Genomic DNA, 23519 nt, shown 5'->3' with positions numbered 1-23519 from the left:
CACCGTCGGGCGGCACGCGGACGGGGCGGCCGCCACCGGCGGCCGCCCCGGTTGTCGCGCTCAGTAGCTGGGGCAGGTGTTGCGGTACTCCTGGATCTGCGAGCCGCTCGGCCCGGGGCAGAGGAACTGCTCGTAGCGGGTGTCGTCGTCGACGAACCGCTTCAGCCAGGCCACCATCTGCCGCGCGGTCGGCGTGTTCGTCGTCTGCGGGAAGAAGTGGCTCGCCCCGTTCAGCTCCAGGTACGCCTTCTCGGCGGAGGCCGGGATGCTGTTGTAGAACGGCACCGAGTGCGACGAGACCGGCGCGACCGAGTCGCTCTCGCCACCGATGATCAGCGTCGGCACCCGCAGCTCGGACCAGCTCTTGTCCAGGTTCCACGGTGCCAGCGGCACGGCGGCCTGCAACGACGGCCGCGACGAGGCCGCCTCCAGGCTGCCCCCGCCACCCATCGAGTGACCGGCCACGGCGAGCCGGCTGCTGTCGATCCGGCTCCGCACCGAACTGCGCTCGGTGAGGTAGTCAAGCGCGGCCAGCAACTGCCGGCCCCGGCTGTCCGGCTGGTCGAGCCGGGTGTTGGTCTCGATGCCGATCACCACGAAGCCGTGCGAGGCGATCCGCGGGCCGAGCCAACTGATGCTGGACCAGGCCGCCGTGTAGCCGGGCGAGATGGCGATGGCGCCGAAGGTGCCCTCGCTGGTGCTGGTCGGGTAGTAGATGACGCCGCCGCCGAAGCCGGTGACGCTCAGCGAGGAGACGCTCTGCGAGGCGGTGGCGAAGGGGCCGCGGCTGGCCTCCAGGATCGCGGTGGTCGGGGCGGGGCCCCGCTCGTACGGGCTGGCCGCCTGTGCGGCGCCGGAGGGTCCGGCCAGGACGCCGCCGGCGACGAGGGCGGCTGTCAGCGCGAGCCGGACGGCTCGGGCTGCCACGGAACGGGGACGGGTGGTGGTTGGTGACGACACGTCGGGCACTCCCTAGAGTCGAGCGATATCGACGTGCGTCAGTGTCGGCCGCCCCGCGCGCCCCCCGCATCGGCGAAATCACCAGTCCCGCCCGACTCGGTCGTGTTTTGACCCCCTGACCTGGGGTAGCAGGGCAGACGCCCGCTCGTAAGCGCTCAACGGAGGGGTTCCGTTCCGTGGATTCCAGCAAGCCCGCCGAGGCGGTCAAGAACGTCGTGAAGACCGCCTCAGACAAGATCACCGATGCCCTGACGCCGGAGGTGCCCGGCGCGCCCGGCAGCGCGCCGCCGACCGTCGACGAGCCGACGACGCCCCACGACCCGCTGCCGCCCAAGCCGGAACAGGGAGCGCCGCAGACCCGTACGCCGACGGGCGCGCGGACCGGGGCGCCGAAGACCGCGAAGGGCCAGCAGGGCGCGTACCTCACCACGGCCAACGGAGCCCGGCTGCGCGACACCGACCACTCGCTCAAGGCCGGGCCACGGGGGCCGGTCCTGCTCCAGGACCACCATTTCCGCGAGAAGATCACGCACTTCGACCACGAGCGCATCCCGGAGCGGGTGGTGCACGCCCGGGGTGCGGGCGCGCACGGCCTGTTCACCGCCTACGGCACCGCCGAGGAGGTCACCCGGGCCGGCTTCCTCAAGAAGGGCCGGGAGACCGAGGTCTTCGTCCGGTTCTCCACCGTCCTCGGCTCGCGCGGTTCGGCCGACACGGTCCGCGACACCCGCGGCTTCGCGACGAAGTTCTACACCGACGAGGGCACCTTCGACCTGGTCGGCAACAACATCCCGGTGTTCTTCATCCAGGACGCCATCAAGTTCCCTGACGTCATCCACGCCGGCAAGCCGCACCCGGACCGGGAGATCCCGCAGGCGCAGAGCGCCCACGACACCTTCTGGGACTTCGTCTCGCTGCACACCGAGGCGCAGCACCACGCCCTGTGGAACATGTCCGACCGGGGCATCCCGCGCTCGTACCGGACCATGGAGGGTTTCGGTGTGCACACCTTCCGCCTCGTCAACGAGGCCGGGGAGACGGCGCTGGCCAAGTTCCACTGGAAGCCGAAGCTCGGCGTGCACTCCCTGGACTGGGAGGAGGCGCAGATGCTCAGCGGCATCGACCCGGACTTCCACCGTCGGGACCTCTACGACGCGATCGAGGCCGGCGCGTTCCCCGAGTGGGAGCTGGGCATCCAGGTCTTCCCCGACACCCCCGAGGAGACCTTCGCCGGGATCGACCTGCTGGACCCGACGAAGATCGTGCCGGAGGAGCTCGCGCCGGTGCAGCCCGTCGGCAGGCTCGTCCTCAACCGGACGCCGAGGAACTTCTTCGCCGAGACCGAGCAGGTCGCCTTCCACCTCGGCCACCTGCCGCCGGGCATCGACGTCACGAACGACCCGCTGCTACAGGGCCGGCTGTTCTCCTACGTCGACACGCAGCTCACCCGGCTGGGCGGGCCGAACTTCACGCAGATCCCGATCAACCGGCCGCACGCCGCCGTCAACGACATGCTGCGCGATGGCTTCCACCAGCACGCCGTCCACGCCGGGGTCGCGCCGTACCGGCCGAACTCGCTCGACGGTGGCAACCCGTTCCCGGCGGGCGACGACGAGCAGGCGTTCCTGGACGTGCCGGTGACGGTGGCGCAGGCGCCCAAGGTCCGCGCGAATCCGGTCTCCTTCGACGACCACTACAGCCAGGCACGCCTGTTCTGGCTGAGCATGTCGCCGGTCGAGAAGGAGCACATCATCCGGGCCTACACCTTCGAGCTGGGCAAGTGCTACCACCAGGCGATCAAGGAGCGGCAGCTCCAGTGCCTCGCCAACATCGACCCGGTGCTGTGCGAGCAGGTCGCCACCGGCCTCGGCCTGCCCGCGCCGCAGCCGACGGCGCCGCTGGCCGACGTCACGCCGAGCCCCGCGTTGTCGCAGGTCGGCCAGGAGTGGCCGGCCGACGGCCGGATGGTCGGGATCGTCGTCGACCCCAACGGTGACCTCGACGGCGTCGATGAGGTCCGTCGGGCCGTGTTCGCGGCCGGCATGGTGCCGCTGCTGATCGCCCCGCACGGCGGCCTGGTCGGCGACATGCCCGTGCAGCGGACCTTCGCCACCGGCCGGTCGGTCGAGCTGGACGCGCTCCTGCTGGCCGCGGCCCCGGCCCCCGCGCCGGACGCGCTGCCCGCCCGCGACGCCAAGGCCGGCAAACCGGGCCAGGCGACCGTCGACCCCCGCGTGCTGCTGCTGGTGGAGGAGTGCTGGCGGCACGCCAAGGCGATCGGCGCCTGGGGTGCCGGCGTCACGGTCCTGGAGCAGGCCGGGGTGGCCGGCACCGCGGGCATCGTGTCGGCGGGCTCCGGCCCGGAGGCGCTGACGGCGGTGCAACGGCTGATGGCCGCACACCGGGTGTGGGAGAGGTTCCCCGCCTCGGTCGCCTGACCGGCGGTAGAGCACGACCAGGGGCCGCCCTCCGCTTCGCGCGGAGGGCGGCCCCGCCACTGTGCCGTTGCCGGATCAGCCGATGTTGGCCAGCCGGGGCAGCACCTCGTCGCCGAGCCGCTGGGCGAACTCCACCGGGTGCCCGGCCGGCGTGACCTGCACCTCGGTGACGCCGAGCGCGGCGTAGTCGGCAACCTCGGCGAGGAACGCGTCGACGTCGTCCAACGGTGGCCGGTGGGCGACCACCGTCTTGACGATGCTGTCGTAGTCGCGGCCCTCGGCGGCACAGTGCTCACGCAGCACGTCCAGCTTGCGCGCCACCTCCCCGGCGCCGTCGGCCGTGCCGAACAGGTTGCAGGCGTCGGCGTACCGGGCCACCAGGCGCAGGGTCTTCTTCTCGCCGCCACCGCCGATCATGATGGGCGGGCGGGGACGGCTCAACGCCTGCGGCGAGTTGATCGTCTCGGCGAGCTGGTAGTGCCGCCCCTCGAACGGCCCGTTGTCGTCGCTCCACATCTGCAGGCAGATGCGCAGCGTCTCCTCCAGCCGCTCGAACCGCTCCGCCACCGGCACCACGGGCACACCGAGGCCGCGCTGCTCCCGCTCGTACCAGGACGCCCCGATGCCGAGGCGGGCGCGACCGCCGGAGAGCACGTCGAGGGTCGTCACCGTCTTGGCGAGCAGACCCGGGTACCGGTACATCACGCCGGTGACCAACACGCCCAGCGTCATTCGTTGGGTCTTCGCCGCGACGTAGCCAAGCGTCGTGTACGCCTCCAGCATCGGCTCCTCGGCCGGAGCCACCGCGTCCATCTGGAAGAAGTGGTCCATCACGGTGAACGAGGCGACGCCGGCCTGCTCGGCGGCGACGGCCGCCTCCGCCAGCGTCGGCGCGATCGTGGCCGGCGCGGCCGGGGTCGAGAAACTCCAGTAGTGCAGACCAAGATTCATCTCGGCACCTCCGGAACGAGCCTAGTGGCCCACGGCGTCACCGGCATGGCTGTCGACGGTGCCCGCGAGCCGGGTCCGGCGACGTCCATTACCGGTTCATGACATTTCGTGGATCACCTGCGGATATCCCGCTGGCAACTTCTGGTAGGTGATCCAACCGCCCACATCCACCGTCTCCCGGCCCGCCGAGCACCAGCCCGACGCGCCGCGCGCCCGGTCCCGCCACCGGAGGCCCTGGGCTCTCGCCGGACCCGTCCCCGCCGGGTCCGGTCGGGCGCAGTGGGCCGACGCGGCGAAGGGCGTCTGCATCATCCTCGTCGTCCTGTGGCACGTCGTCGTCAAGGACTACCTGCAGATCGACTGGCACCTCGGCGTACCCGTGCCGGGTCTGTGGGGTGCGCTCGGCGAGCAGTTCCTGCCGCTGCGGATGCCCCTGTTCTTCACCATCTCCGGCGTCTTCGCGGCGAACGCCGTCGGGCGGCCCTGGCGGACCGTCGCCCGTACCCGCATCGCCGGGTTCCTCTACCTGTACGCCCTCTGGCTGCTGATCCACACCGCGGTCCTCGCGGCGACGCCGGACCTCCCGACCGACCGTGCCACGTCCGCCCTCAAACTCCTGGAACAGCTCACGATCACCCCGTCCAACCTGTGGTACCTGTACGCCCTGGCGCTCTACTTCACGCTCGCCAAGGTGCTCCGGCGGGCGCCCCGGGTGCTGGTGCTCGTACCCGCGGCGGTGTTGTCGGCCGTCGCCGCGGCCGGCCTGCTCGACACCCCGGGCAACCGTGCCGGCCTCTACCAGAACCTGGTCTTCTTCCTCGCCGGCCTGCACCTGCGCCCGCAGATCGAACGGTGGGCGGCGACCGCCACCCGGCGCCGCCTCGCGCTGACCTCGGGCGCGTACGCCGTCGCGCTCGCCGCGATGGCGGCGGCCGGCGCGCAGCGGTGGTTCGGCGTGTGGCCGGTGGTCTCCGTCGTGGCGGTGGCCTTCGGCATCACCGCCGCCGCCCGGTTGTGCCGATGGCGTGCGCTGAGCGACCGGCTGGCCACCCTCGGGCGCATCACCCTGCCCATCTACGTCATTCACATGCCCGTCCTGGCACTGCTGCACCATGTGCTGCTCGGCCCGGTCTCAGGGCTGGACCCGGCCGGTCAGGGCCTGGTGGTGCTCGGCTATCCGATCCTGCTGACCGGGCTCATCATCGGCCTGAGCCTGGCCGTCCACCGCGGGCTGCTGGCGGTGCGCGCCGGCTGGCTGTTCGCGCTCCCCGGACCCCGCCGGGCGGCGGCCCCGCGAGGGGCCCGTCCGGGGGCCGCCCGATGAGCGCGTTGGCCGAGGCGGTGGTCGACCTCGGGGCGATCGCCGACAACGTGCGGGCGGTCGCGGCGACCACCGGCACCGACGTGATGGCCGTGGTGAAGGCGGACGGGTTCGGCCACGGTGCGGTGCCGGTCGCGCGGGCCGCGCTGAACGCCAGCGCCGGCTGGTTGGGTGTGACCTCGGCCGCCGAGGCGCTGGCCCTGCGCGGCGCGGGCATCACCGCGCCCACGCTGAGCTGGCTGCACCGCCCGGACGACGACTTCGCCGCGTTGATCAGCGCGGGCGTCGACGTCGGCGTGTCGACGACCACCCATCTGCACGCGATCGTCGACGCGGCCCACCGGGTCGGCCTGCCCGCGACGGTGCAGCTCAAGGTCGACACCGGGTTGTCCCGCAACGGGGCCAGCGGCGACGACTGGCCCGACCTGGTGGCGTGGGCCCGCAAGTACGAGGTGGAGGGCGGGGTCCGGGTTCGCGGTGTGTGGTCCCACCTGGCCGACGCGGACGTGCCGGGCAGCCCCGGCCTGCCCCACCAGGTGGCGATGTTCGAGGAGGCACTGCGGGTCGCCCGGCACGCCGGCCTCTCCCCCGACCTCGTGCACCTGGCCAACTCGGCCGCGGCCCTGTCGGCGCCCCGGACCCGCTTCGACCTCTGCCGGATCGGGCTCGCCCTCTACGGCGTGGACCCGTTCGGCGCGGACGGGCCAGGCGCGTTCGGGCTGCGGCCCGCCATGACGCTGCGGACCACCGTGATCAACCTGAAGCGGGTGCCCACCGGCACCGGCGTGTCCTACGGCCCGGAGTACGTGACCGAGCGGCCGACGACGTTGGCGCTGCTGCCGCTCGGTTACGCCGACGGCCTTCCCCGGGCCACCGAGGGCCGCGCCGAGGTATGGCTCGGCGGTCGACGCCGCCCGGTCGTCGGGCGCATCGCCATGGACCAGTGCGTGGTCGACGTCGGCGAGGCGCCCGTGGCGATCGGGGATCCGGTCGTCGTGTTCGGCCCCGGCGGGGACGGCACAGCCGCGCCGACCGTCACCGAGTGGGCGCGGTGGGCCGGCACCAACCCGCACGAGATCTTGACCGGCATCGGGGCCCGGGTGGGCCGCGACCACCTCCACGAAAGGACGGACGTCTCATGACCACACGACTGGCAGTGCTGTACGGCGGGCGGAGCGGCGAGCACGCGGTGTCGCGCCGATCGGGCGAGAGCATCCTGGCCGCGCTGGACCGCGAGCGGTACCAGGTCACCGAGGTGCTCATCGACACCGACGGCGAGTGGCACGTCGACGGCCAGCCGATGCCGCTGCCCCAGGCACTGCGGGTGGTACGCGCCCAGGACGTGGTGTTCCCGGCCCTGCACGGCCCGTACGGCGAGGACGGCACTGTCGCGTCGCTGCTGGAGTGGCTCGGCGTGCCATACGTGGGCAACGGGGTCTTCGCCAGCGCGGCGGGCATGGACAAGGGCGTCACCAAGCGGCTCCTCGCCGCGGAGGGCCTGCGGGTCAGCCCCGGGGTGACCCTGCGATCCGGGGAGGACCTGTCGCCGGCCGACCGGCGGCGCCTGGGCCTGCCGGTCTTCGTCAAACCCGCGCGGGCCGGGTCCAGCCTCGGCGTCGTCAAGGTGACGGACTGGGCGGACCTACCGGACGCGCTGGAGCGGGCCCGCGCGCTCGACCCGAAGGTGCTCGTCGAGCAGGGCGCGCGTGGTCGGGAGATCGACGTGGCCGTCCTCCAGCACCCCGACGGTCGGGTGCAGGCCGGGCCGCCCCTGGAGATCCGGGTGGCCGGCGCCGGCTTCTTCGACTACGACGCGAAGTACGACGGTGGGGCGGTCTTCGAGATCCCCGCCCCGCTCGACGCCGCCACCACCGAGGCGCTCCAGGACCGTGCGATCCGCGCCTTCGACGCCCTCGACTGTCGGGGGCTGCTGCGGGTCGACTTCTTCCTTCCCGGCGAGGGCGCGGAGCCGATCGTGAACGAGGTCAACACCTTCCCCGGTTTCACTGCCGCGTCGCAGTTCCCGCAGATCTGGCGGCGGGCCGGCATCGCGTTCCCCGCCCTGCTCGACATCCTGATCGACGGCGCGCTGGCCGATGCGGGCCAGCGCTCGTTCGGCGGGATGCCCCGGGCGGTCGGCCTGGTGTGAGCGGCCATCGCCCCGGTCACGCCAGCGGGCAGGTCCGGGCCGGGCGGGTGCCGTCCGGCCCGACCAGGGTGACCGGGGCGAAACTCGTCCCCTGGGCGGTGCGTGCCACGGCATCGGCCACGGTGCAGACGAGTTGGTCGGCGGCGAGCGGCGACAGCGGCAACACGGCACCCGCCACCGTCACCGTGACGCCGGGTCCGTCGACTGTCGGCCCCACGTCGGCCGGAACGAGGTCGGCCGGCACCTCGCTGGTGAGCCCCGCACTCCGCTCGGTCTCGCTGGCCCCCTTGGCGAGCAGGGCGAGCGTCGCGGCCGGCGACAGCGGCGGCGACGGCGTCTTCGTCTGCCGGATCACCAAGGCGACCTGCCCATCCGCGATCAGGTAGATCCCGGTGCCCTCGGACGGGCCGGTCACCGCGGGGCGGCCGTTGATGACCTCGCTGGGCCGGACGCCGCAGCCCGTGGCGAGCAGCGCGAACAGGAGCCCCACCGCGACCAGCAGCGCTCGACGGCCGCTCACCGTACGCCTGCCTCGTCCGCCGTGTCCGACGCCAGGCGGGGCAGGCGGAGCGTGAACACCGCGCCGCCGGTCGGCGCGTTGCCCGCGACGAGACGTCCGGACTGCCCGGCGCGCCGGTGCAGCCGTGCGTTCTCCCAGGCGATGGCGAGGCCGAGACCGCTGCCCTCGGAGCGGGTCCGCGCGGTGTCGGCCTTGTAGAAGCGGTCGAAGACGTGCGGCAGCACCTGCTGGTCCAATCCCGGCCCGTGGTCGCTGACCTCGATGGTGATCCAGTCCTCCTCGGCGCTCAGGCGTACCGACACCGGCTCGGCGCCGTGCCGGAAGGCGTTTCCGACCAGGTTGGCGACGATGACGTCGAGCCGGCGGGGGTCGAGCCGGGCGACCACACCCGGTGGCAGTTCCGTCCGCACCCGCTCGGCCCAGCCCCGCACCCGCAGGGTCGCGGTGACCGCCGCGGCGACGTCGATGTCGTCGAGGGCGAGCCGCGCCGTTCCCGAGTCGAACCTGCTGACCTCGATGAGGTCGTTGACCAGTTGGGTGAGGCTCTGCGTCTCCTGACTGACCAGCCGGGCGGCCCGGCCGGCGTCCCCCGGCAGCCGGTCCGCCTCCTCGTCGAGCACGTCGGTGACCGCCGTCATCGCGGCCAGCGGCGTGCGGAGTTCGTGTGACACGTCGGCGACGAAGCGCCGGGCGTCGGCCTCCATCCGCCGCAGCTCACCGACCTGCCGCTCCAGTCTCCCGGCGGTGTCGTTGAAGGTCCGCGCCACGTCGGCCAGCTCGTCCACGCCACGGACGGTCAGCCGGGTGGACAGGTCGCCCTCGCCGAGCCGGCGGGCCGCCTGACCCAGCTCGCGTACCGGCCGCAGCACGCCCCGAGCGGCCAGCAGGGCCAGCAGGACCGCGAGGATCAGGGATAGCCCGCCGGTCAGCCACGCGTAGGTGGCGAGCCGGTCGATGCTCCGCTGCTCGGAGGCGAGGCTGCGCACCGAGTAGACCTCCAGCCCGGACGGCACGGAGCTGCCGTCCGGGCGTTCGATCCTCAGCTGGGTGCCGATGAGCAGCGTGGGCACCCCGTCCCGGCTCACACGTTGCCAGGCGATGCGACCATCGGCGACCGCCGCCTGCACCTCCGGGGTGAGGGGTGCGCGCACCTGGGCGCCCTGGCCCCGCAGATCCCGATACCGCACCACCGCGTACCCGTCCCGGTCGGAGAGGCGCTGCGCCATCAGGTCGAGGTCCTCCTGGGTGGGTGGCAGGTTGACGACCGGGTACAGCTTCGCGATCTGGTCGGTCAGCGACGCCACCTCGGCATCCTGCGCCAGCTGGAGGATCACGGTGCGGGCCTGGACGTAGCTCACGCTGGCCACCACCGCCGTGGTGGTGACGCCCAGCAGGGCGAACGCCAGGACCAGCCGGAGCCGCAGGCCCGAAGCCCTGGTGCCGGCCCAGCGCCACCGTGTCACAACGGCCCGAACCGGTAGCCGAACCCGCGGACCGTCTGGATGAAGACCGGGGCCGACGGCTCGTCCTCGATCTTGGCGCGCAGCCGCTGCACGCAGGCGTCCACCAGGCGCGAGTCGCCGAGGTAGCCGTGCTCCCACACGGCCTCCAGCAACTGCTGGCGGCTGAGCACCTGCCCCGGGGTGTGGGACAGTTCGAGCAGCAGGCGCAGCTCCGTCGGGGCCAGGCTGACCGGCGTGCCGTCCTTGCTGACCACCAGCGCGGCCCGGTCGATGGTCAGCGAGCCGTGCTGACGCAGGCCGGGCCGTTCGCTGTCGGCGCGCCGCGGTTCGACCGCCGTCCGGCGCAGCACCGCGCGGATGCGGGCCTCCAGTACCCGGGGCTGCACCGGCTTGACCACGTAGTCGTCGGCACCGGCCTCCAGACCCGCCACCACGTCCATGTCGTCGTTGCGGGCGGTGAGCATGATGATCGGCAGGTCGCCGAGCTGGCGGATCCGGCGACAGACCTCGAACCCGTCCATGCCGGGCAGCATGAGATCGAGGACCACGACCTCGGCCTCGCGCAGCCGTTGCAGCCCCTGCTCACCGGTCGCCACGGCGTCCACCGTGTGGCCCTGTCGGGTCAGCGCCAACTGCAACCCGTCGCGGACCGTCTGGTGATCTTCGATCAGCAGGACCTGGGACATGCCACCAAGTATCCCATCACGGATATACGTCGCCTTTCGTCGGCGTCGTTCTGTGCCCCGCCGGTGCCGCGAAATCCGCCGACCGCACCAGAAACACCGCCACGCCCACCGCGAGCATCGTCAGCCCGGCCGCCGCCACGATGGCCAACAACGGGCCCCGCCGCACCGAAGCGGCCAGATCGGGCGCCACCGCCATCGACGCCCAGACGAGGACGACCAGCCCCACCAGGCCCTCGGCCAACCGGCGCCCGACGCCGCCGCCGTCCAGCCGGCCAGGCGAGCGGGGTGCGCCGCCGCCCGGCCTGCCCGCGAGGGTGGCTGCGGCCAGGCAGAACAGCGTCGCGCTCAGCAGGACGCCGCCGAGCACATCGCTGAAGCGGTGCCAGCCCGCGATCATGGTGGCCGCGCCGATCACCGAGACGCCAGCCGCGCCCGGCAGCGCCAGCCACCGTCGGGCCCATCCGGGCAGGACCAGCATGTACGCCAACAGCAGGGCCGCCGCGACCGCGACATGACCGCTGGGGAAGCTGTTGTGGGTGGTCGAGCTCTGGATCGCCAGATCCGGGCGGGGCAGCGCCGACTTCGCCGCGCCGGCCGCCACGGCCGCGCCGAGCACCATGGCGGCACCCACGACGCCGGCCAGCAGACGCCGACCGAGCAGGCCCACCAGCAGCAGCCCGCCGAGCAGCGCGGCCAGCAGCGTCCGGTCGCCGAAGGTCGCCAGCACGGCCTTCGCCGGCCCGACCAGGTCGGTCTGCTGCTCGTAACCCCCACCCCGCTCGGCGCGCGGCAGGAGCAGGCCGTCCACCCACTGACCGGGGTACGTCCACACGAACAGCACGCCGGTCAGACCCAGCGCGACCAGGAAGCACACGGCCGCCCCGAGCAGCCGCGGGCCCAGGGGCGCGGCCACGCGGCCGGACGGCACCTGTCGCACGACACCGGTCGGCGGCGGCAGCGTGGAGGCGACCGACGACCGGCCGACGGGGTACGACGATCGAAGGGACATGCCGGCCATCGTCCGCCCGGCAGGTCCGTGCTCCGTCCGTGCTGTGTCTTGGTTCTGTCACAACCGCCGGCACCGCCCGGAGAGATACGACCCGAACGGGATTCACATGCTTACATGCAACTATGTTTTACCCAGCCGAGACTCGTCGCCACTAAGGTCAAGATGCCGATCGATGCTCTGGTCGGCGGCACGAAACCATCCGGAGTGTTTGTGGGGACCCGGAAGGGGTGGGGCAATGCAACACGTTCCGGTCGCCTCGCTGGTCATCGGCATCGCGTCGTCGCCGGCCGAGCGCCGGCAGCTGGCCCGGCTGCTCGGTGGGAGCGACGCCTTTCTGATCGTCTCGAACGTCGACCAGGCGCGGGAGTTTCTCGGGGTGGTCGAGATGCCACCGGTCGCCGCGCTGCCGGCACAGGCTGTCCGCGCCGAGGTGGTGCCGGCTGCGCAGCCGCCTCCGCCCGACCTGGCCGTCGACTCCGACCGTCGGGTCCTGCGCTGGCGTGACCAGGAGATCGACCTGACCCGGCTGGAGCACGACGTCCTGCTCTGCCTGGTCGACGCGCCCGGGCAGGTCTGGACCTACGAGCGACTGCACCTTGAGGTCTGGGGCAACCGGCACCTCGGCCGGGGGTCCGACATGCACTCGGTCGTGCGGCGGGTCCGCCGCAAGCTCGCCCGGCTCGACGCCGCGGCCACGATCGACGCGGTCCGCGGGGTCGGCTTCCGGCTCGCCACCGTCTGAGGCGCCGCCGGAACGGGTCCGGCCCGCCTGGTCGGTGACCAGGCGGGCCGGATCTGTGTACTACCGCTCAGGCGTCAGCACCGGATGGGAGACAACCCGAAGTTCTCCACCGTGGGAGTGGTGGTGTCGATCCTCGCCTGACGGGTCTGGGGCTTCCAGCCGTCCTTGGCGACGATCATCGTGAGCGGGTTGTTGCGACGGTCCATCCAGTAGGCGTACTTGCCGGCGGTGTCGGTCGCGAACGTGAACGACATCGCCCACGAGTCGACCTGGACCACCGCGCCGGAGATCGGCGAGGTCGCACCCTGGCAGCTGGTGCCGGTCACCGTACCCATCAGCTTGCCCCAGGTCTTCGGGGGCGTCGCCGTCATGGTCACCTCGACCGGTGCCACCGAGTACGGCGTGTTCTCCTTGATCGCTACCGCGCCGGAGTAGGTGCCCGGCTGGTCCACGTTCGCCGTCATCCCGACGGTGACCGTGACCTTCGCACCCGGCGCGAGGGTGACCGACGACTTGTCGATCGTCATCCAGCTGACGTCGGCCGCCGCCTCGGCGCAGCCCTCGAAGCCCGGCAGCACCTCGCTGTCGGCAGCGGCGTTGAAGCTGCCCGACGAGCCGCCGACCTTGTAGAAGCCACACGCCGCGCCACCCCGGTACCGGGCGGTGTTGGCGTTCGGCAGGTTGGACCACGAGCTGGTGGCCGGGTCGAAGGCGAAGCCGGCGTTGCTGATGGCCCCACCCTGCGAACCGCCCACCACGAGGAGCTTGCCGCTGGCCACCGCGTACGAGCTGGCCCAGTTGTCGGCCGGCGCGTCAGCGATGGCGGTCCAGGTGTTGGCACCCGGGTCGAAGGCGTAGCTGGCCTTCTGCGCGACGGACCCGTCGTTACCGCCGGTGCAGTAGACGATCCCGTCGATCCCGCCGCAGGAGGCGAACGCCACCGACTTCGGGTAGTTGGCCAGCGTCTCCCAGGCGTTGCTGGCCGGGTCGTACCGGACGACGCTGTTCGACATCGGCAGGCAGCCCGCGGTGGTGCAGCCACCGATGGCGTACAGCTTGCCGTCGACGACCGCCTGCCCGGCCGCGGCCCGCGGCGCCGGGTTGGCGGCCCGTGCCGTCCAGGTGTTGGCCGCCGGGTCGTAGGACCAGGTGGCCGCGTCCGGGCCGTTGTCACCCCAACCACCCGAGGCGATGATCTTCCCGTCCACGACGCCCACCGTCAGGGCGTTGCGCGCGCCCGGAAGATCGGCGATCGCCGTCCAGGTCTGCGCGGTCGGGTCGTAGGCGTAGTTCTTCGTGGTGGAGGCGCTGCCGTCACCACCGCCGATCGAGTACACCTTGCCGTCCAGGGTCACCACCCGGTTGTCCATGATGTTGGCCGGGTAGTCGGCGATGTCCGTCCACGGCGCGGCCTGCGGGCCGACCGCGGGGGAAGCCACCGTCGGCGCCATGCCGGACGCCTTGGCGGCGAACGACGTCGGGACGGAGAGCCGCTGCTCCGGCGCACCGGCGGCACCGAGCACCTGCTGCCGGGTCACCCGGGAGCCGTCCGCCCGCAGGAGCTCGAAGCCGTTGTCACGCTCACTGAAGCCGACCGCGACGGGCGCGCCGCCGGTGTTGGTCACCGTGAACGTCTTGTTGGTCTTGCCTCCGGGCATCTGGAGCGTCGCGCTCAACTGGGTGGGTGTCACCGACAGTTGGCCCGCCGCGAGGGCGAAGTTCGTGGCGGTCGCCCAGTCGGGCTCGACGTCGATCTGCTTGCTCTGGCTGGCGTAGTTGCCGGCCGTCGCGGTGAACTTGTGCGTGCCGGTCAGCGTCGAGTAAATCCAGTAGAAGCCGTCGGCCAGCCCCGGGTCGTCCGGGGTCGCCACGGTGACGGCCTTCTCGCTGGGCCGGTCGCTGCTGGTGACGGTCGCGCCGTTGATGTAGCTGTCGTCGTTCTTGTCGCGGACGTTGCCGACGACCAGACCGCCGTCGACCGGCACACAGGTGACCTGGCTGCCGATCAGGACGTTGTCGACCTCCCACCACCACTCGTAGGAGGCGTCGTAGTAGCGGAACCGCACCTGGACCTGCGCCTTGCCGGCGGCCTGCGGGATCGGGACCTCGGTGACCCTCGGCCCACGGACGTCGGTCTCCTGGCGGAGCACGTTCGTCCAGGTGGTGCCACCGTCGATGCTGAGGTCGACGTCGGCGGTGTCCTGGTCCAACTGGTTGAAGTCCTGGTTGAACCGGATGAACGGGGCGGTGACGCCGGTCAGGTCGACAACCGGGCTGACCAGCGAGGTGTCCTGGCTGTTGCCCGCGCCGTACGCGTCACTGTCGATCATCGCGAAGTTGCCGGTGCCGCCGGTCAGGTTGCCTCGCCTGCCGTCGTCGGTGAACTTCCAGACCTGGCCGCTGCCCGCGTTGTCCACCACGGTCCAGCCGGCCGGCGTGGTCGTGCCGTCGAAGGTCTCGTACTCGCCGTCCGCCCCGAACTCGTAGCCGGGCGCCGTCGTGCACCTGGTGGTGTCCACCGGCACCGCGACGTTGGTGGTCACGTTGCGGGTGCCGACCACGACCGTCTTGGTGACCGTCTGGTAGCCCGGGTACTGCGGCTCGTACTTCAGGGTGTAGGTCTGCCCGGCCGGCAGCTTGATGGTGTAGCGACCGTTGGACGGCGTGGTGTAGTCGTAGACGCCCGACAGGCCGGTCACGGTCACCTTGGCGTACAACGGCCAGCCGTGCCCGGAGCCGTCGGTGACCGCGCCGGTGATGTTGACGCTCGCCACCGCCGTCAGTGCGACGTCGAGCGTCGTGGTGGCGCGGTTGGTGACGGTCGCCGACTTCGTGGTGGTGCCGTAACCGAAGGCGGACACGGCGACCTGGTAGTCACCGACCGGGAGTTGGGTCGAGTACGTCCCGTCGGCCCCGGTGGTCACCTCGCGTGCGGTGGGGCCGGTGAGCGTCAGGGTCGCGCCGGCGATCGGGGTGCCGGTGGCGGCGTCGGTGACCGTGCCGGCGAGGGTGCCGACGTCGCCGGTCGGTGCGGCGTTGAGCAGCGCGAGGGCGTCCAGCCGGCCCTCGCCGTAGACGTTGTTGTCCGCCGCGGTGCCACCGCACTGGCTGTCGGCCTTGTCGATGGCGGCGCCGTTGAGCAGGGTACGGGTCGCGTTGACGTCACCGACGAGCGACGGCGCGGCCGAGTAGAGCAACGCGATAGCGCCCGCGAGGTGCGGGGCTGCCATCGAGGTGCCGCTGATGCTGCCGTACGTGCTGCCCGGGATGCTCGACCGGATGTTCACGCCCGGCGCGGAGATGTTGGGCTTGATCTCACCGTTCTGCCCGGCGCCACGGGCCGAGAAGCCCGCGACGTTGTTGTTGACGTCGTACGCGCCGGTCGAGTAGTTGCTGGCGAGGCTGCCCGGCGAGCCGCTGGTCTGGCAGGCCGGTCCGCTGTTGCCGTTGGACCAGACACCGAAGATGCCCGACGCGGTCCAGGCCAGCGTCACGTCCTCCATGAAGGGCTCGTTCGACGGCAGCCGGGTGCCCCAGGAGTTGTTGATGATGTTCGGCCGCTTGCTGGCGTCCGGGTTCTGGCCGTTCAGGTCAGTCGGTTCGAGCATCCACTGACCGGATTCGATCAGGGCGGCGTCGCTGGGGCAGCAGCCGTTCGCGGCGATCCACTTGACCCCGGGTGCGACACCGATCTGGTTCGCGCCGGCGGAGCCGGCCATGGTGCCCATGGTGTGCGTACCGTGGCCATCGTTGTCACAGGGCGCAGCCGAGCAGGTGCCGGCGGCGTTGAACCAGTTGTAGTTGTGGTCGAACGTGCCGTCGCCGTTGTTGCCGCGGTAGGAGTTCACCAGCGCGGGGTGGTCGAACTGCACGCCGGTGTCGATGTTGGCGATGGTGATGCCCTCGCCGGTGACGCCGTACTGGGACCAGACGTCGTCGGCGTTGATGTTGGCGATGCCCCACTCGAGCGCGTTGACGGTCTTCTCGTCGGCGCCCTTGATGGTCTCCGGCACCTCGTACGCGACCGGGGCGTAGAGGCCCTCGACCTCCGAGTGTGCGGCGAACTTCTGCGCCATGGCGAGCGTACCGCTGTTCACCTTGATGGCGTTGGTGGCCCAGAAGGTCTCGTACTTGGCGCCCGAGCTGTCGAGTTCGGCCCGGATCTTGCCCTGGCTCTCGGCGGCGGTCTTGCGCAGCGTCTCGGCCACCGCCGCGCCGCGCTTCGTCCAGTCCTTGATGGTGCTGACCTTGCTCAGGTCCGCCCGGTCCTTGAACCGGATCCAGAAGTCCCCTGCGTTCTTGGCCTGGAGTTGCTTGGCGAGTTCCGGTCGGATCTTGTCGCCCGCGGCGGTGCCCGACCCCATCTGGCCGGGCGCCGCCTGGGCGCTGGAGCCGATGGTGGCCAGGCCTGTGGCGGCGAGGATCATCGCCGCTCCGGCGCTCACCAGTGATCTGGCTGTGCGCCTCCATTGTGGACGTCTGAACATCGGTGCTGCCTCCCTCAGAACGACCCAGGGGTGTAATGGGCCATGGTGAGGGTGCGGTTGGTTCGCCGCCGTTGAGCCGAGCGGACGAACCCCTTCATGCCCCTCCATGCACCGCGCGGGTCACGCCGGTTGCCCGAGTGGACACTATGATCGAGAGGAAAGGACGATCAAGAACTTGCTGTGAGCAACTTGTCGCTAACGGTTGCCCTGGTGGCGACGCGCTTGCCAATCACTGTCAGGACCATGACGAGAGCTGGGCAGGAATGCCCATCTATCCCGGGCGGGTGTGGTGGCCGAGGACGACGAAGCTGCGGTGGGCGGGGCTGCTCCGACTGACGAGCCGTTCCCACTCCTGATCGCGGTGACCCCGTCGGCGACCGAGCGGATCCGGCTCGCGGAACGTCTCGAGGGCATCGCGCCGCTGCTGCTGGTGGCCGACCTCGACGAGCTGCGCCGGCTGATCGGGCCACCGCAGCCGGCCGAACCGCCCGATGAGTCACCGGCCGGGCCGACGCCCGCCGTGGTGGCCGACTTCGCCCTGGTCATCGACTCGGCCCGGTCCACCGCACGGTACGGGACCCGCGAGGTCGACCTCACCCGGTTGGAACGCGACCTGCTCACCTGCCTGACCACCGAGCCGGTCCGGGTGTGGAGCTACGCCGAGCTGCACCGGTCGGTCTGGCATGACGAGGGGCGCGAGCGTAAGGCCGACGTGCAGTCCCTCGTGAAGCGCCTGCGGCGCAAGCTGCTCGACCTCGGCACCGCTGCCACGATCGAGGCGGTGCGGGGCGTCGGCCTGCTGCTCACCGACCGGCAGGAGCCCCGGATCGGGCGCGCCTGACGCCTGCCTGATGTGGGCAGTTGATCAGCGCCGCCTGATCCGACCGTCGCGCCACGCGAGGTGGTCGACCGACGACAGTGGCGCCGAGCCGGCCGTCAGATCAGCCCGGCGCGGGCCCACAGCAGCCGACCCGGCCCGGCCACCAGGCCGGCGTCCGCGAGGTGGTCGTGCACCCGGGCCGCCGACCAGCGCAGGGTGGCCCGCCAGTGCGGGTTGGCGCGGGCGGCCGCCCGGCCCACCTGGGGCGCGATGCCCACCGCCGCGTAGGCGTCCGGGTGGACCAGGCGGTTGGCGATCGTGTAGGCGGCGCGTCCGATCAACAGCCGGGCGTACGCCATGCCGACCGGGCCGGCTGCCGCGACCTGGCGGACCAACTCGTCGCGGGCGAACCGGACGTGTCGCGCCTCCTCCACCACGTGGATGCGCGAGACCATCCGGATCAGCGGTTGGAGCGACTCGTCCGCCATGATCTCGCGCTGGAACGCGTCGAGGATCTCCTCGGCGATGAGGATCGCGGCGTACATCCGGGGGCCGCTGGCGGTGGCCTTGAGGAACCGGCCGAGCCAGTGGTCGACCGGGCTCGCTCGGTAGACGGGGCAGCCCGTCGCCTCGATCAGCCGACCGAACATGATCGAGTGCCGGCACTCGTCGGCGACCTCGGTCAGCGCGTACTGGGCGTGCCGGCTGGTGGGGTCGTCGTCGTAGTACTGCCGGATCAGCATCTGCATGAGGATCGTCTCGAACCACAGCCCGGCGCTGGCGGCGCTGGCCACCTCGTGTTTGGTGAGCTCGACACGCTGCTCCTCGCTCAGACCCGACCAGAGTGGAGTGCCGTAGAGGCTGCTGCGGTGCGGCGGGAGCCAGTAGGCGCCCGGGGTGTGCGGCGCGTCCCAGTCGATCTCGACAACGGGGTCGTAGCTGGTCCGCAGCGACGACGTGAGCAGTCGCTCGGCGACCGCCGTACCCTCGGGTTCCGTCGCCTCCATGGTCCCTCCATATTGACGTGACGACCGGTAACTGTTACGAGTAGTAGCATGCAATCGCCGCGCAAGGATGTCAATGGATCCGACCCGCCGACCGCGGCCACTGACAGCGACCCGAAGACCAAGGGCAACGGCCGTCGGGATCGCTGGGCCGACCACCGTGAGCAGCGCAGACACGCACTGATCGGCGCCGCCGTGCAGGCCCTGCTGCGGCACGGCCCGGACGTCGACATGGACCAGGTGGCCGCCACCGCGGGCGTCAGCAAGCCGGTCCTCTACCGCTACTTCGCCGACAAGTCGCAGCTCTGGGTCGCGGTGAGCGAGGTGGTGGCGGCCCGGGTCGTCGACGCCATCGCGCCCGCGATCGACCAGGTCCGCGAGGAGCGTGACCTCGTGCGGGCGACGATCGACGCGTACCTCGGCGTGATCGAGTCACAGCCCACCCTCTACCGGTTCCTGATGCGCCAGTCCGGCCAGCCCGGCATCCACCAGGTCGTCGCGGGGACCAGCCGGCAGGTGGCCGCCGGGCTGGCCCGGGTGATCGGTGACCGGCTCCGCGCGCTCGGCCTGGACGCCGGCCCGGCGGAACCCTGGGCGTACGGCCTGGTGGGGTTCGTGCAGGCGGTCGGTGACTGGTGGACCACGCACGGCCAGCCGATCAGCCGGGCGGCCCTCACCGACTACCTGACCGCTCTGCTGTGGAGCGGGATCGAGGGGGTCCGGGCCAGCGCCGACCTGCCGCCCGAGCTCACCCGTGCCCACGAGCGGGTCGTGCCGTGAGCTACCACGGCCCGGCGAGCGTCGCGGGCACCCCGGTCCGGGCACACCTCAGTGGGCGGTGGGAGCCTGTCGACGGCCGCTACCACTGGGGTGGGCGGATCGAGCCCGACCTGACGGTGGCGAGGCTGGTGCGCTCCGGCCGGCGCGACGTCGAGCTGCGCATCGCCGGCCGGGCCCGGCCGGCCCGACTGGCCGAGATCGACCCGTGGGGCGGCGTACGGGTCACCGGAGTGGGCGAACCGCCCTGGCCGCCGCCGGCCGAGCCGGGGCCCGAGGATGCGGAGGAGTGATGGAGACGGACATCGCCATCGTCGGCGCCGGCTTCGGCGGCCTGGGTGCCGCCGTCGCCCTGCAACGGGCCGGCTTCACCGACTTTCTCGTCTTCGACCGGGGCGACGAGGTCGGCGGCACGTGGCGGGACAACACCTACCCCGGCTGCGCCTGCGACGTGCCGTCGCACCTCTACTCCTTCTCCTTCGCCCCCAACCCCCGCTGGTCCAACACCTTCTCCAGCCAGCCGGAGATCTGGGCCTATCTGCGCGACTGCGTCGACCGCCTCGGGATACGCCCGAAGGTGCGGCTGCGCCACGAGGTCCTCGACGCGCGCTGGGACGACCAGCGCCAGCGCTGGTTGCTGCGGACGTCCGGTGGCGACCACACCGCCCGGGTCCTGATCTGCGCGGCCGGCCCGCTCAGCGACCCCGCCGTCCCCGACCTGCCGGGGATGGACGACTTCGCGGGCACGGTCTTCCACTCCGCGCGCTGGCGGCACGACCACGATCTGACCGGCCGTCGTGTCGCGGTCATCGGCACCGGCGCGTCGGCGGTCCAGTTCGTGCCGGAGATCCAGCCGGCCGTCGAGAGGCTGACGCTGTTCCAACGCTCCCCCGCGTGGATCATGCCGAGGCGCTCGCGCCGGATCAGCCGGGTCGAGCAGGCCGTGTTCCGCACCCTGCCCGGCGCGCAGCGGGCCGCCCGAGCCGGGCTCTACCTGGTCCGCGAGGGCATGGGCCTGGGCTTCCTGCACCCGGCGGTCAACCGCCTCGCCTCGCGGCTGTCCCTGCGTACGCTGCGGCGTCAGGTCACCGATCCGGCCCTGCGGGACAAGCTCACCCCCCGGTACGCGATGGGCTGCAAGCGGGTGCTGATCTCCAACGACTACTGGCCGTCGCTCACCCGGCCGAACGTCGACGTGGTCACCGCCGGCATCACCCGGATCGTGCCGGACGGCCTGGTCAGCGCCGACGGCGTGCACCACCGGGCGGACACGATCATCCTCGGCACCGGCTTCCACGTCACCGACTCCCCCGTCGTGCGGCTCATCCACGGCCGGGGCGGGCGCAACCTGGGCGAGGCCTGGACCCCCAGCATGCACGCGTACCGGGGCACCACCATCAACGGCTTCCCCAACCTGTTCTTCCTGCTCGGCCCGAACACCGGGCTCGGGCACACCTCCGTGGTGCTGATGATCGAGGCGCAGTTGCGCCTGGTGCTCGCCGCGCTGCGCCACATGCGGGCCAAGGGCATCCCGGCCATCGAGCCCACCGCCGAGGCGCAACGACGCTGGACCGAACGGGTCGACCAGAAGATGACCGGCACCGTCTGGCAGACCGGCTGTTCGAGCTGGTACCTCGACGCCACCGGCCGCAACACCACCATCTGGCCGGGCTTCGCCACCGGCTTCCGGCTGCGGCTGCGCCGCTTCCGTCCGGCCGACCACCGGGTCGTTCCGGCTGACCGCACCCCCAACGAAACGGAACGGGAGCACGCCGATGCGGTATGACCTCGCGGGCAGGACCCTGCTCATCACCGGAGCGGCGCGCGGCATCGGGGCACAGATGGCCCGCGACGCCGTCGCCCGGGGCGCACAGGTCGCCCTCGTGGGCCTGGAGGGCGAGCTGCTCCAGCAGCTCAGCACCGACCTCGACGCGCACTGGTACGAGTGCGACGTCACCGACCAGGCGGCGCTGGACGAGGCGGTGGCCTCCACCGTGGACCGCTTCGGCGGCATCGACGTGGTGGTCGCGAACGCGGGCATCGCGAACCTGGGCACCGTCGCGGTGGGGCCGGTCGACGCGTTGGTGCGTACCGTCGAGGTGAACCTCTGCGGCGCGATCCGCACGGTCAGCGCGGCGTTGCCGCACGTCACCGCCGCCCGGGGGCACGTCCTGATCATCTCGTCGGCCGCCGCCTTCGCGGCGATGCCCGGCATGGCCGCCTACTGCGCGTCCAAGGCGGGCGTGGAGCAGTTCGCCAACGTGCTGCGCCTGGAGACCCGCGCACGCGGTGTCACCGTCGGCACCGCCCACCCGATCTGGATCGACACCGACCTGGTCCGCGACATCAGCGACGACCTGGCGTCGTTCCGCACCACGCTGCGCCGGCTGCCGTGGCCGCTGTCCACCGTCGTCCCGGTCGAGCAGTGCGCCGACGCCCTGCTGCGCGGCATCGAGCGCCGAAAGCGCAAGGTGTACGTGCCGCGTTCGCTGGCCATCGTGCAGGCGCTGCGGCCGGTGGTGCTGAGCGGCTTCTCGGACGCGTTGATCTCCCGTTTCGGCGGTCGGACCATGGTCGGCCAGATGGAGGACGAGGTACGCCAGCTCGGGCGCTCCTTCGGCAGGACGTCGGTGGGAGACCGGTCGTGAGCGTTCACGTCCGTCGCGGGGGCAGCGGCGAGCCGCTCGTGCTCATCCACGGCATCGGCCACCGCCACCAGGCGTGGGAGCCGGTCTTCGACCGGCTCGCCGCCCACCACGAGGTGATCGCGCTGGACCTGCCCGGATTCGGCAACTCCCCGATGCCCTCCGCCGGCATGCCCGCCGACATGGCCGCCACCGTCGCCGCCGTGCTGCCGGTCCTGACCGAATGGGGGTTGGAGCGTCCGCACGTGGCCGGTTACAGCCTCGGTGGGGCGATCAGCCTGGAGCTCGCCGCCAGCGGGGCGGTCGCCTCGGCCACCGCCTTCTCCCCCGCCGGCTTCTTCACACCGAGCGAGTGCCGCCGGGCACTGGCGATCCTGCGGATGTTGCGGGTCAACTCGTACCTGCCCACGCCGATCATGCGGGTCGCGCTGCGCTCGGCGTACCTGCGGACGATGTGCTTCGGGCCGCTGGTGGCCCGCCCGACGCTGCTGGACGCCGACCGCGCGTTGGGAGACGCGCTCGCCCTGCGGCGCGGCCTCGGCTTCACCGCCGTGGCCCGAGCCGCCCGCGACTACCGCTTCGACGGTGTCCGGCTCACCGACACGGCGGTGCCGGTGACCATCGGCTGGGGCGACCGCGACCGTATCTTCGGCGTCCACCAGGCCGAACGCGCCCGGTCCGGGCTGCCGGCGGCCCGGGTGGTGACGCTGCCCGGCTGCGGGCACGTGCCGATGAGCGACGACCCGGACCTGGTCGCCGCGCTCATCCTGGAGACCACCGGCGCCGTGCCCCGCACCGACCTTCGGTCGCCGGCTGGCAGCGCAGGTCAGGAAAATCACTTCACAGAATAAAAACTTGCAGTCTGTGCAAGTTGGCTTCTAGCCTCGCCGACGTGACCGACACCGCCGCCACCGGCCGAAGGGACCGCAAGAAGGCGCAGACGCGGGCCGCGCTGACCGCCGCCGCGCTGCGGCTGGTCGCCGAACGCGGCCTGGAGCACGTGACGGTGGAGGAGATCAGCGAGGCCGCGGACGTCTCCTCGCGGACCTTCTTCAACTACTTCGCCTGCAAGGACGAGGCGCTCACCGATGATCCGGCGCTCGACGGCACCCCGTTCGTGGCGCGGCTGGCCGCCGTCCCCGCGCGGGTGCCGGCGTTACGGGCCGTCCGGCTCGCCCTCGACGAGGCGATCGACGCGATCCAGGCCGACCGGGAGCTGTGGCGACTGCGACTGGCGGTCATCGCCCAGAACCCCGCGCTGCTGCCCCGGCTGGTGGCCGGCAACATCGCGACCGAGCGGGACATGGTCACGATCATCGCCAACCGCCTCGGCGTGGGCCCGGAGCATGCCCACCCGCCGCTGGTCGTCGCCGTGACCGCTGCCGCCTTCCGCGCCGCGCTGCTGCGCTGGGCCTCCGGCGACGACACCCGGCCCCTGCGCGCCTTCGTGGACGAGGCGTTCACCGCGCTTGCCGCCGGCCTGCCGGATCCGACCAGCCCCTCCTGACCCACCAGTCCGCCCCGCCGCAACCGCTCCGGGGCCGAAC

The 23519-nt window shown here is 72.0% G+C and carries 20 protein-coding genes; 12 read left to right on the top strand and 8 right to left on the bottom strand.

Annotated features, from left to right (window positions below; genetic code table 11):
• Window positions 1-60 precede the first annotated feature (60 nt).
• On the bottom strand, window positions 61-960 hold the full coding sequence (locus ABZ808_RS02760; RefSeq protein WP_356999970.1) for an alpha/beta hydrolase: 900 nt from the start codon (window positions 958-960) through the stop codon (window positions 61-63).
• A gap of 176 nt (window positions 961-1136) precedes the next feature.
• Here ABZ808_RS02760 and ABZ808_RS02755 point away from each other — a divergent pair, with 176 nt between their 5' ends.
• Window positions 1137-3398 (top strand): catalase, encoded by a 2262-nt coding sequence (locus ABZ808_RS02755; protein WP_356999967.1) that lies wholly within the window; start codon window positions 1137-1139, stop codon window positions 3396-3398.
• A gap of 75 nt (window positions 3399-3473) precedes the next feature.
• On the opposite strand, the gene ABZ808_RS02750 is transcribed toward ABZ808_RS02755, so the two are convergent.
• Complete coding sequence (locus ABZ808_RS02750; protein WP_356999965.1) at window positions 3474-4349, bottom strand: LLM class F420-dependent oxidoreductase; 876 nt, start codon at window positions 4347-4349, stop codon at window positions 3474-3476.
• A gap of 148 nt (window positions 4350-4497) precedes the next feature.
• Here ABZ808_RS02750 and ABZ808_RS02745 point away from each other — a divergent pair, with 148 nt between their 5' ends.
• Genes ABZ808_RS02745 through ABZ808_RS02735 form a run of 3 tightly spaced genes read left to right on the top strand, consistent with a single transcriptional unit; the run spans window position 4498 to window position 7819 of the window.
• Window positions 4498-5673 (top strand): acyltransferase, encoded by a 1176-nt coding sequence (locus tag ABZ808_RS02745; protein WP_356999963.1) that lies wholly within the window; start codon window positions 4498-4500, stop codon window positions 5671-5673.
• Window positions 5670-6812, top strand: coding sequence for an alanine racemase (gene alr, locus ABZ808_RS02740; protein WP_356999961.1), 1143 nt, complete (start codon window positions 5670-5672; stop codon window positions 6810-6812). Before ABZ808_RS02745 ends, alr begins: the two co-directional genes overlap by 4 nt.
• Window positions 6809-7819, top strand: coding sequence for a D-alanine--D-alanine ligase family protein (locus ABZ808_RS02735; protein ID WP_356999959.1), 1011 nt, complete (start codon window positions 6809-6811; stop codon window positions 7817-7819). The genes alr and ABZ808_RS02735 overlap by 4 nt, the downstream gene beginning before the upstream one ends.
• Window positions 7820-7835: 16 nt before the next feature.
• On the opposite strand, the gene ABZ808_RS02730 is transcribed toward ABZ808_RS02735, so the two are convergent.
• Genes ABZ808_RS02730 through ABZ808_RS02715 form a run of 4 tightly spaced genes read right to left on the bottom strand, consistent with a single transcriptional unit; the run spans window position 7836 to window position 11497 of the window.
• On the bottom strand, window positions 7836-8339 hold the full coding sequence (locus tag ABZ808_RS02730; protein ID WP_356999956.1) for a hypothetical protein: 504 nt from the start codon (window positions 8337-8339) through the stop codon (window positions 7836-7838).
• Entirely contained in the window at window positions 8336-9802 is a 1467-nt protein-coding gene (locus tag ABZ808_RS02725; protein ID WP_356999953.1) for an ATP-binding protein, read from the bottom strand. Before ABZ808_RS02725 ends, ABZ808_RS02730 begins: the two co-directional genes overlap by 4 nt.
• Window positions 9799-10488: a response regulator transcription factor gene (locus ABZ808_RS02720; protein WP_356999951.1), complete on the bottom strand. Its 690-nt coding sequence runs from the start codon at window positions 10486-10488 to the stop codon at window positions 9799-9801. Before ABZ808_RS02720 ends, ABZ808_RS02725 begins: the two co-directional genes overlap by 4 nt.
• A 16-nt stretch (window positions 10489-10504) precedes the next feature.
• The gene (locus ABZ808_RS02715) at window positions 10505-11497 is read right to left on the bottom strand and encodes a phosphatase PAP2 family protein (RefSeq protein WP_356999948.1); all 993 of its coding nucleotides are present in this window, start codon (window positions 11495-11497) and stop codon (window positions 10505-10507) included.
• A 235-nt stretch (window positions 11498-11732) separates the two neighbouring features.
• Here ABZ808_RS02715 and ABZ808_RS02710 point away from each other — a divergent pair, with 235 nt between their 5' ends.
• Window positions 11733-12239: a winged helix-turn-helix domain-containing protein gene (locus ABZ808_RS02710; protein ID WP_356999945.1), complete on the top strand. Its 507-nt coding sequence runs from the start codon at window positions 11733-11735 to the stop codon at window positions 12237-12239.
• Window positions 12240-12313: 74 nt separating this feature from the next.
• On the opposite strand, the gene ABZ808_RS02705 is transcribed toward ABZ808_RS02710, so the two are convergent.
• The gene (locus ABZ808_RS02705; RefSeq protein WP_356999943.1) at window positions 12314-16684 is read right to left on the bottom strand and encodes a S8 family serine peptidase; all 4371 of its coding nucleotides are present in this window, start codon (window positions 16682-16684) and stop codon (window positions 12314-12316) included.
• A 331-nt stretch (window positions 16685-17015) separates the two neighbouring features.
• Here ABZ808_RS02705 and ABZ808_RS02700 point away from each other — a divergent pair, with 331 nt between their 5' ends.
• Window positions 17016-17567, top strand: a complete 552-nt coding sequence (locus tag ABZ808_RS02700) for a winged helix-turn-helix domain-containing protein (RefSeq protein WP_356999941.1) — start codon at window positions 17016-17018, stop codon at window positions 17565-17567.
• Window positions 17568-17662: 95 nt separating this feature from the next.
• Here ABZ808_RS02700 and ABZ808_RS02695 read toward each other — a convergent pair whose 3' ends face one another.
• Complete coding sequence (locus ABZ808_RS02695) at window positions 17663-18553, bottom strand: diiron oxygenase (protein ID WP_356999938.1); 891 nt, start codon at window positions 18551-18553, stop codon at window positions 17663-17665.
• A 48-nt stretch (window positions 18554-18601) separates the two neighbouring features.
• Between ABZ808_RS02695 and ABZ808_RS02690 the strand changes: the two genes are divergently transcribed.
• From ABZ808_RS02690 to ABZ808_RS02665, 6 genes are read left to right on the top strand one after another with little or no spacing between them, the layout of a single operon-like run.
• Window positions 18602-19330, top strand: coding sequence for a TetR/AcrR family transcriptional regulator (locus ABZ808_RS02690; protein WP_356999935.1), 729 nt, complete (start codon window positions 18602-18604; stop codon window positions 19328-19330).
• Entirely contained in the window at window positions 19327-19620 is a 294-nt protein-coding gene (locus ABZ808_RS02685) for a DUF4873 domain-containing protein (RefSeq protein WP_356999933.1), read from the top strand. The genes ABZ808_RS02690 and ABZ808_RS02685 overlap by 4 nt, the downstream gene beginning before the upstream one ends.
• Window positions 19620-21113 (top strand): NAD(P)/FAD-dependent oxidoreductase, encoded by a 1494-nt coding sequence (locus ABZ808_RS02680; RefSeq protein WP_356999929.1) that lies wholly within the window; start codon window positions 19620-19622, stop codon window positions 21111-21113. The genes ABZ808_RS02685 and ABZ808_RS02680 overlap by 1 nt, the downstream gene beginning before the upstream one ends.
• Window positions 21103-21975, top strand: coding sequence for an SDR family oxidoreductase (locus ABZ808_RS02675; RefSeq protein WP_356999926.1), 873 nt, complete (start codon window positions 21103-21105; stop codon window positions 21973-21975). The genes ABZ808_RS02680 and ABZ808_RS02675 overlap by 11 nt, the downstream gene beginning before the upstream one ends.
• A complete protein-coding gene (locus ABZ808_RS02670; RefSeq protein WP_356999923.1) occupies window positions 21972-22823 on the top strand; it encodes an alpha/beta fold hydrolase in 852 nt (283 codons plus the stop codon). The genes ABZ808_RS02675 and ABZ808_RS02670 overlap by 4 nt, the downstream gene beginning before the upstream one ends.
• A gap of 41 nt (window positions 22824-22864) precedes the next feature.
• The gene (locus tag ABZ808_RS02665; RefSeq protein ID WP_356999920.1) at window positions 22865-23479 is read left to right on the top strand and encodes a TetR family transcriptional regulator; all 615 of its coding nucleotides are present in this window, start codon (window positions 22865-22867) and stop codon (window positions 23477-23479) included.
• Window positions 23480-23519 lie beyond the last annotated feature (40 nt).

It is taken from the genome of Micromonospora sp. NPDC047527, assembly GCF_040643015.1.
GTDB lineage: Bacteria > Actinomycetota > Actinomycetes > Mycobacteriales > Micromonosporaceae > Micromonospora.
This window is presented reverse-complemented; position numbering and strand designations above follow the sequence as displayed.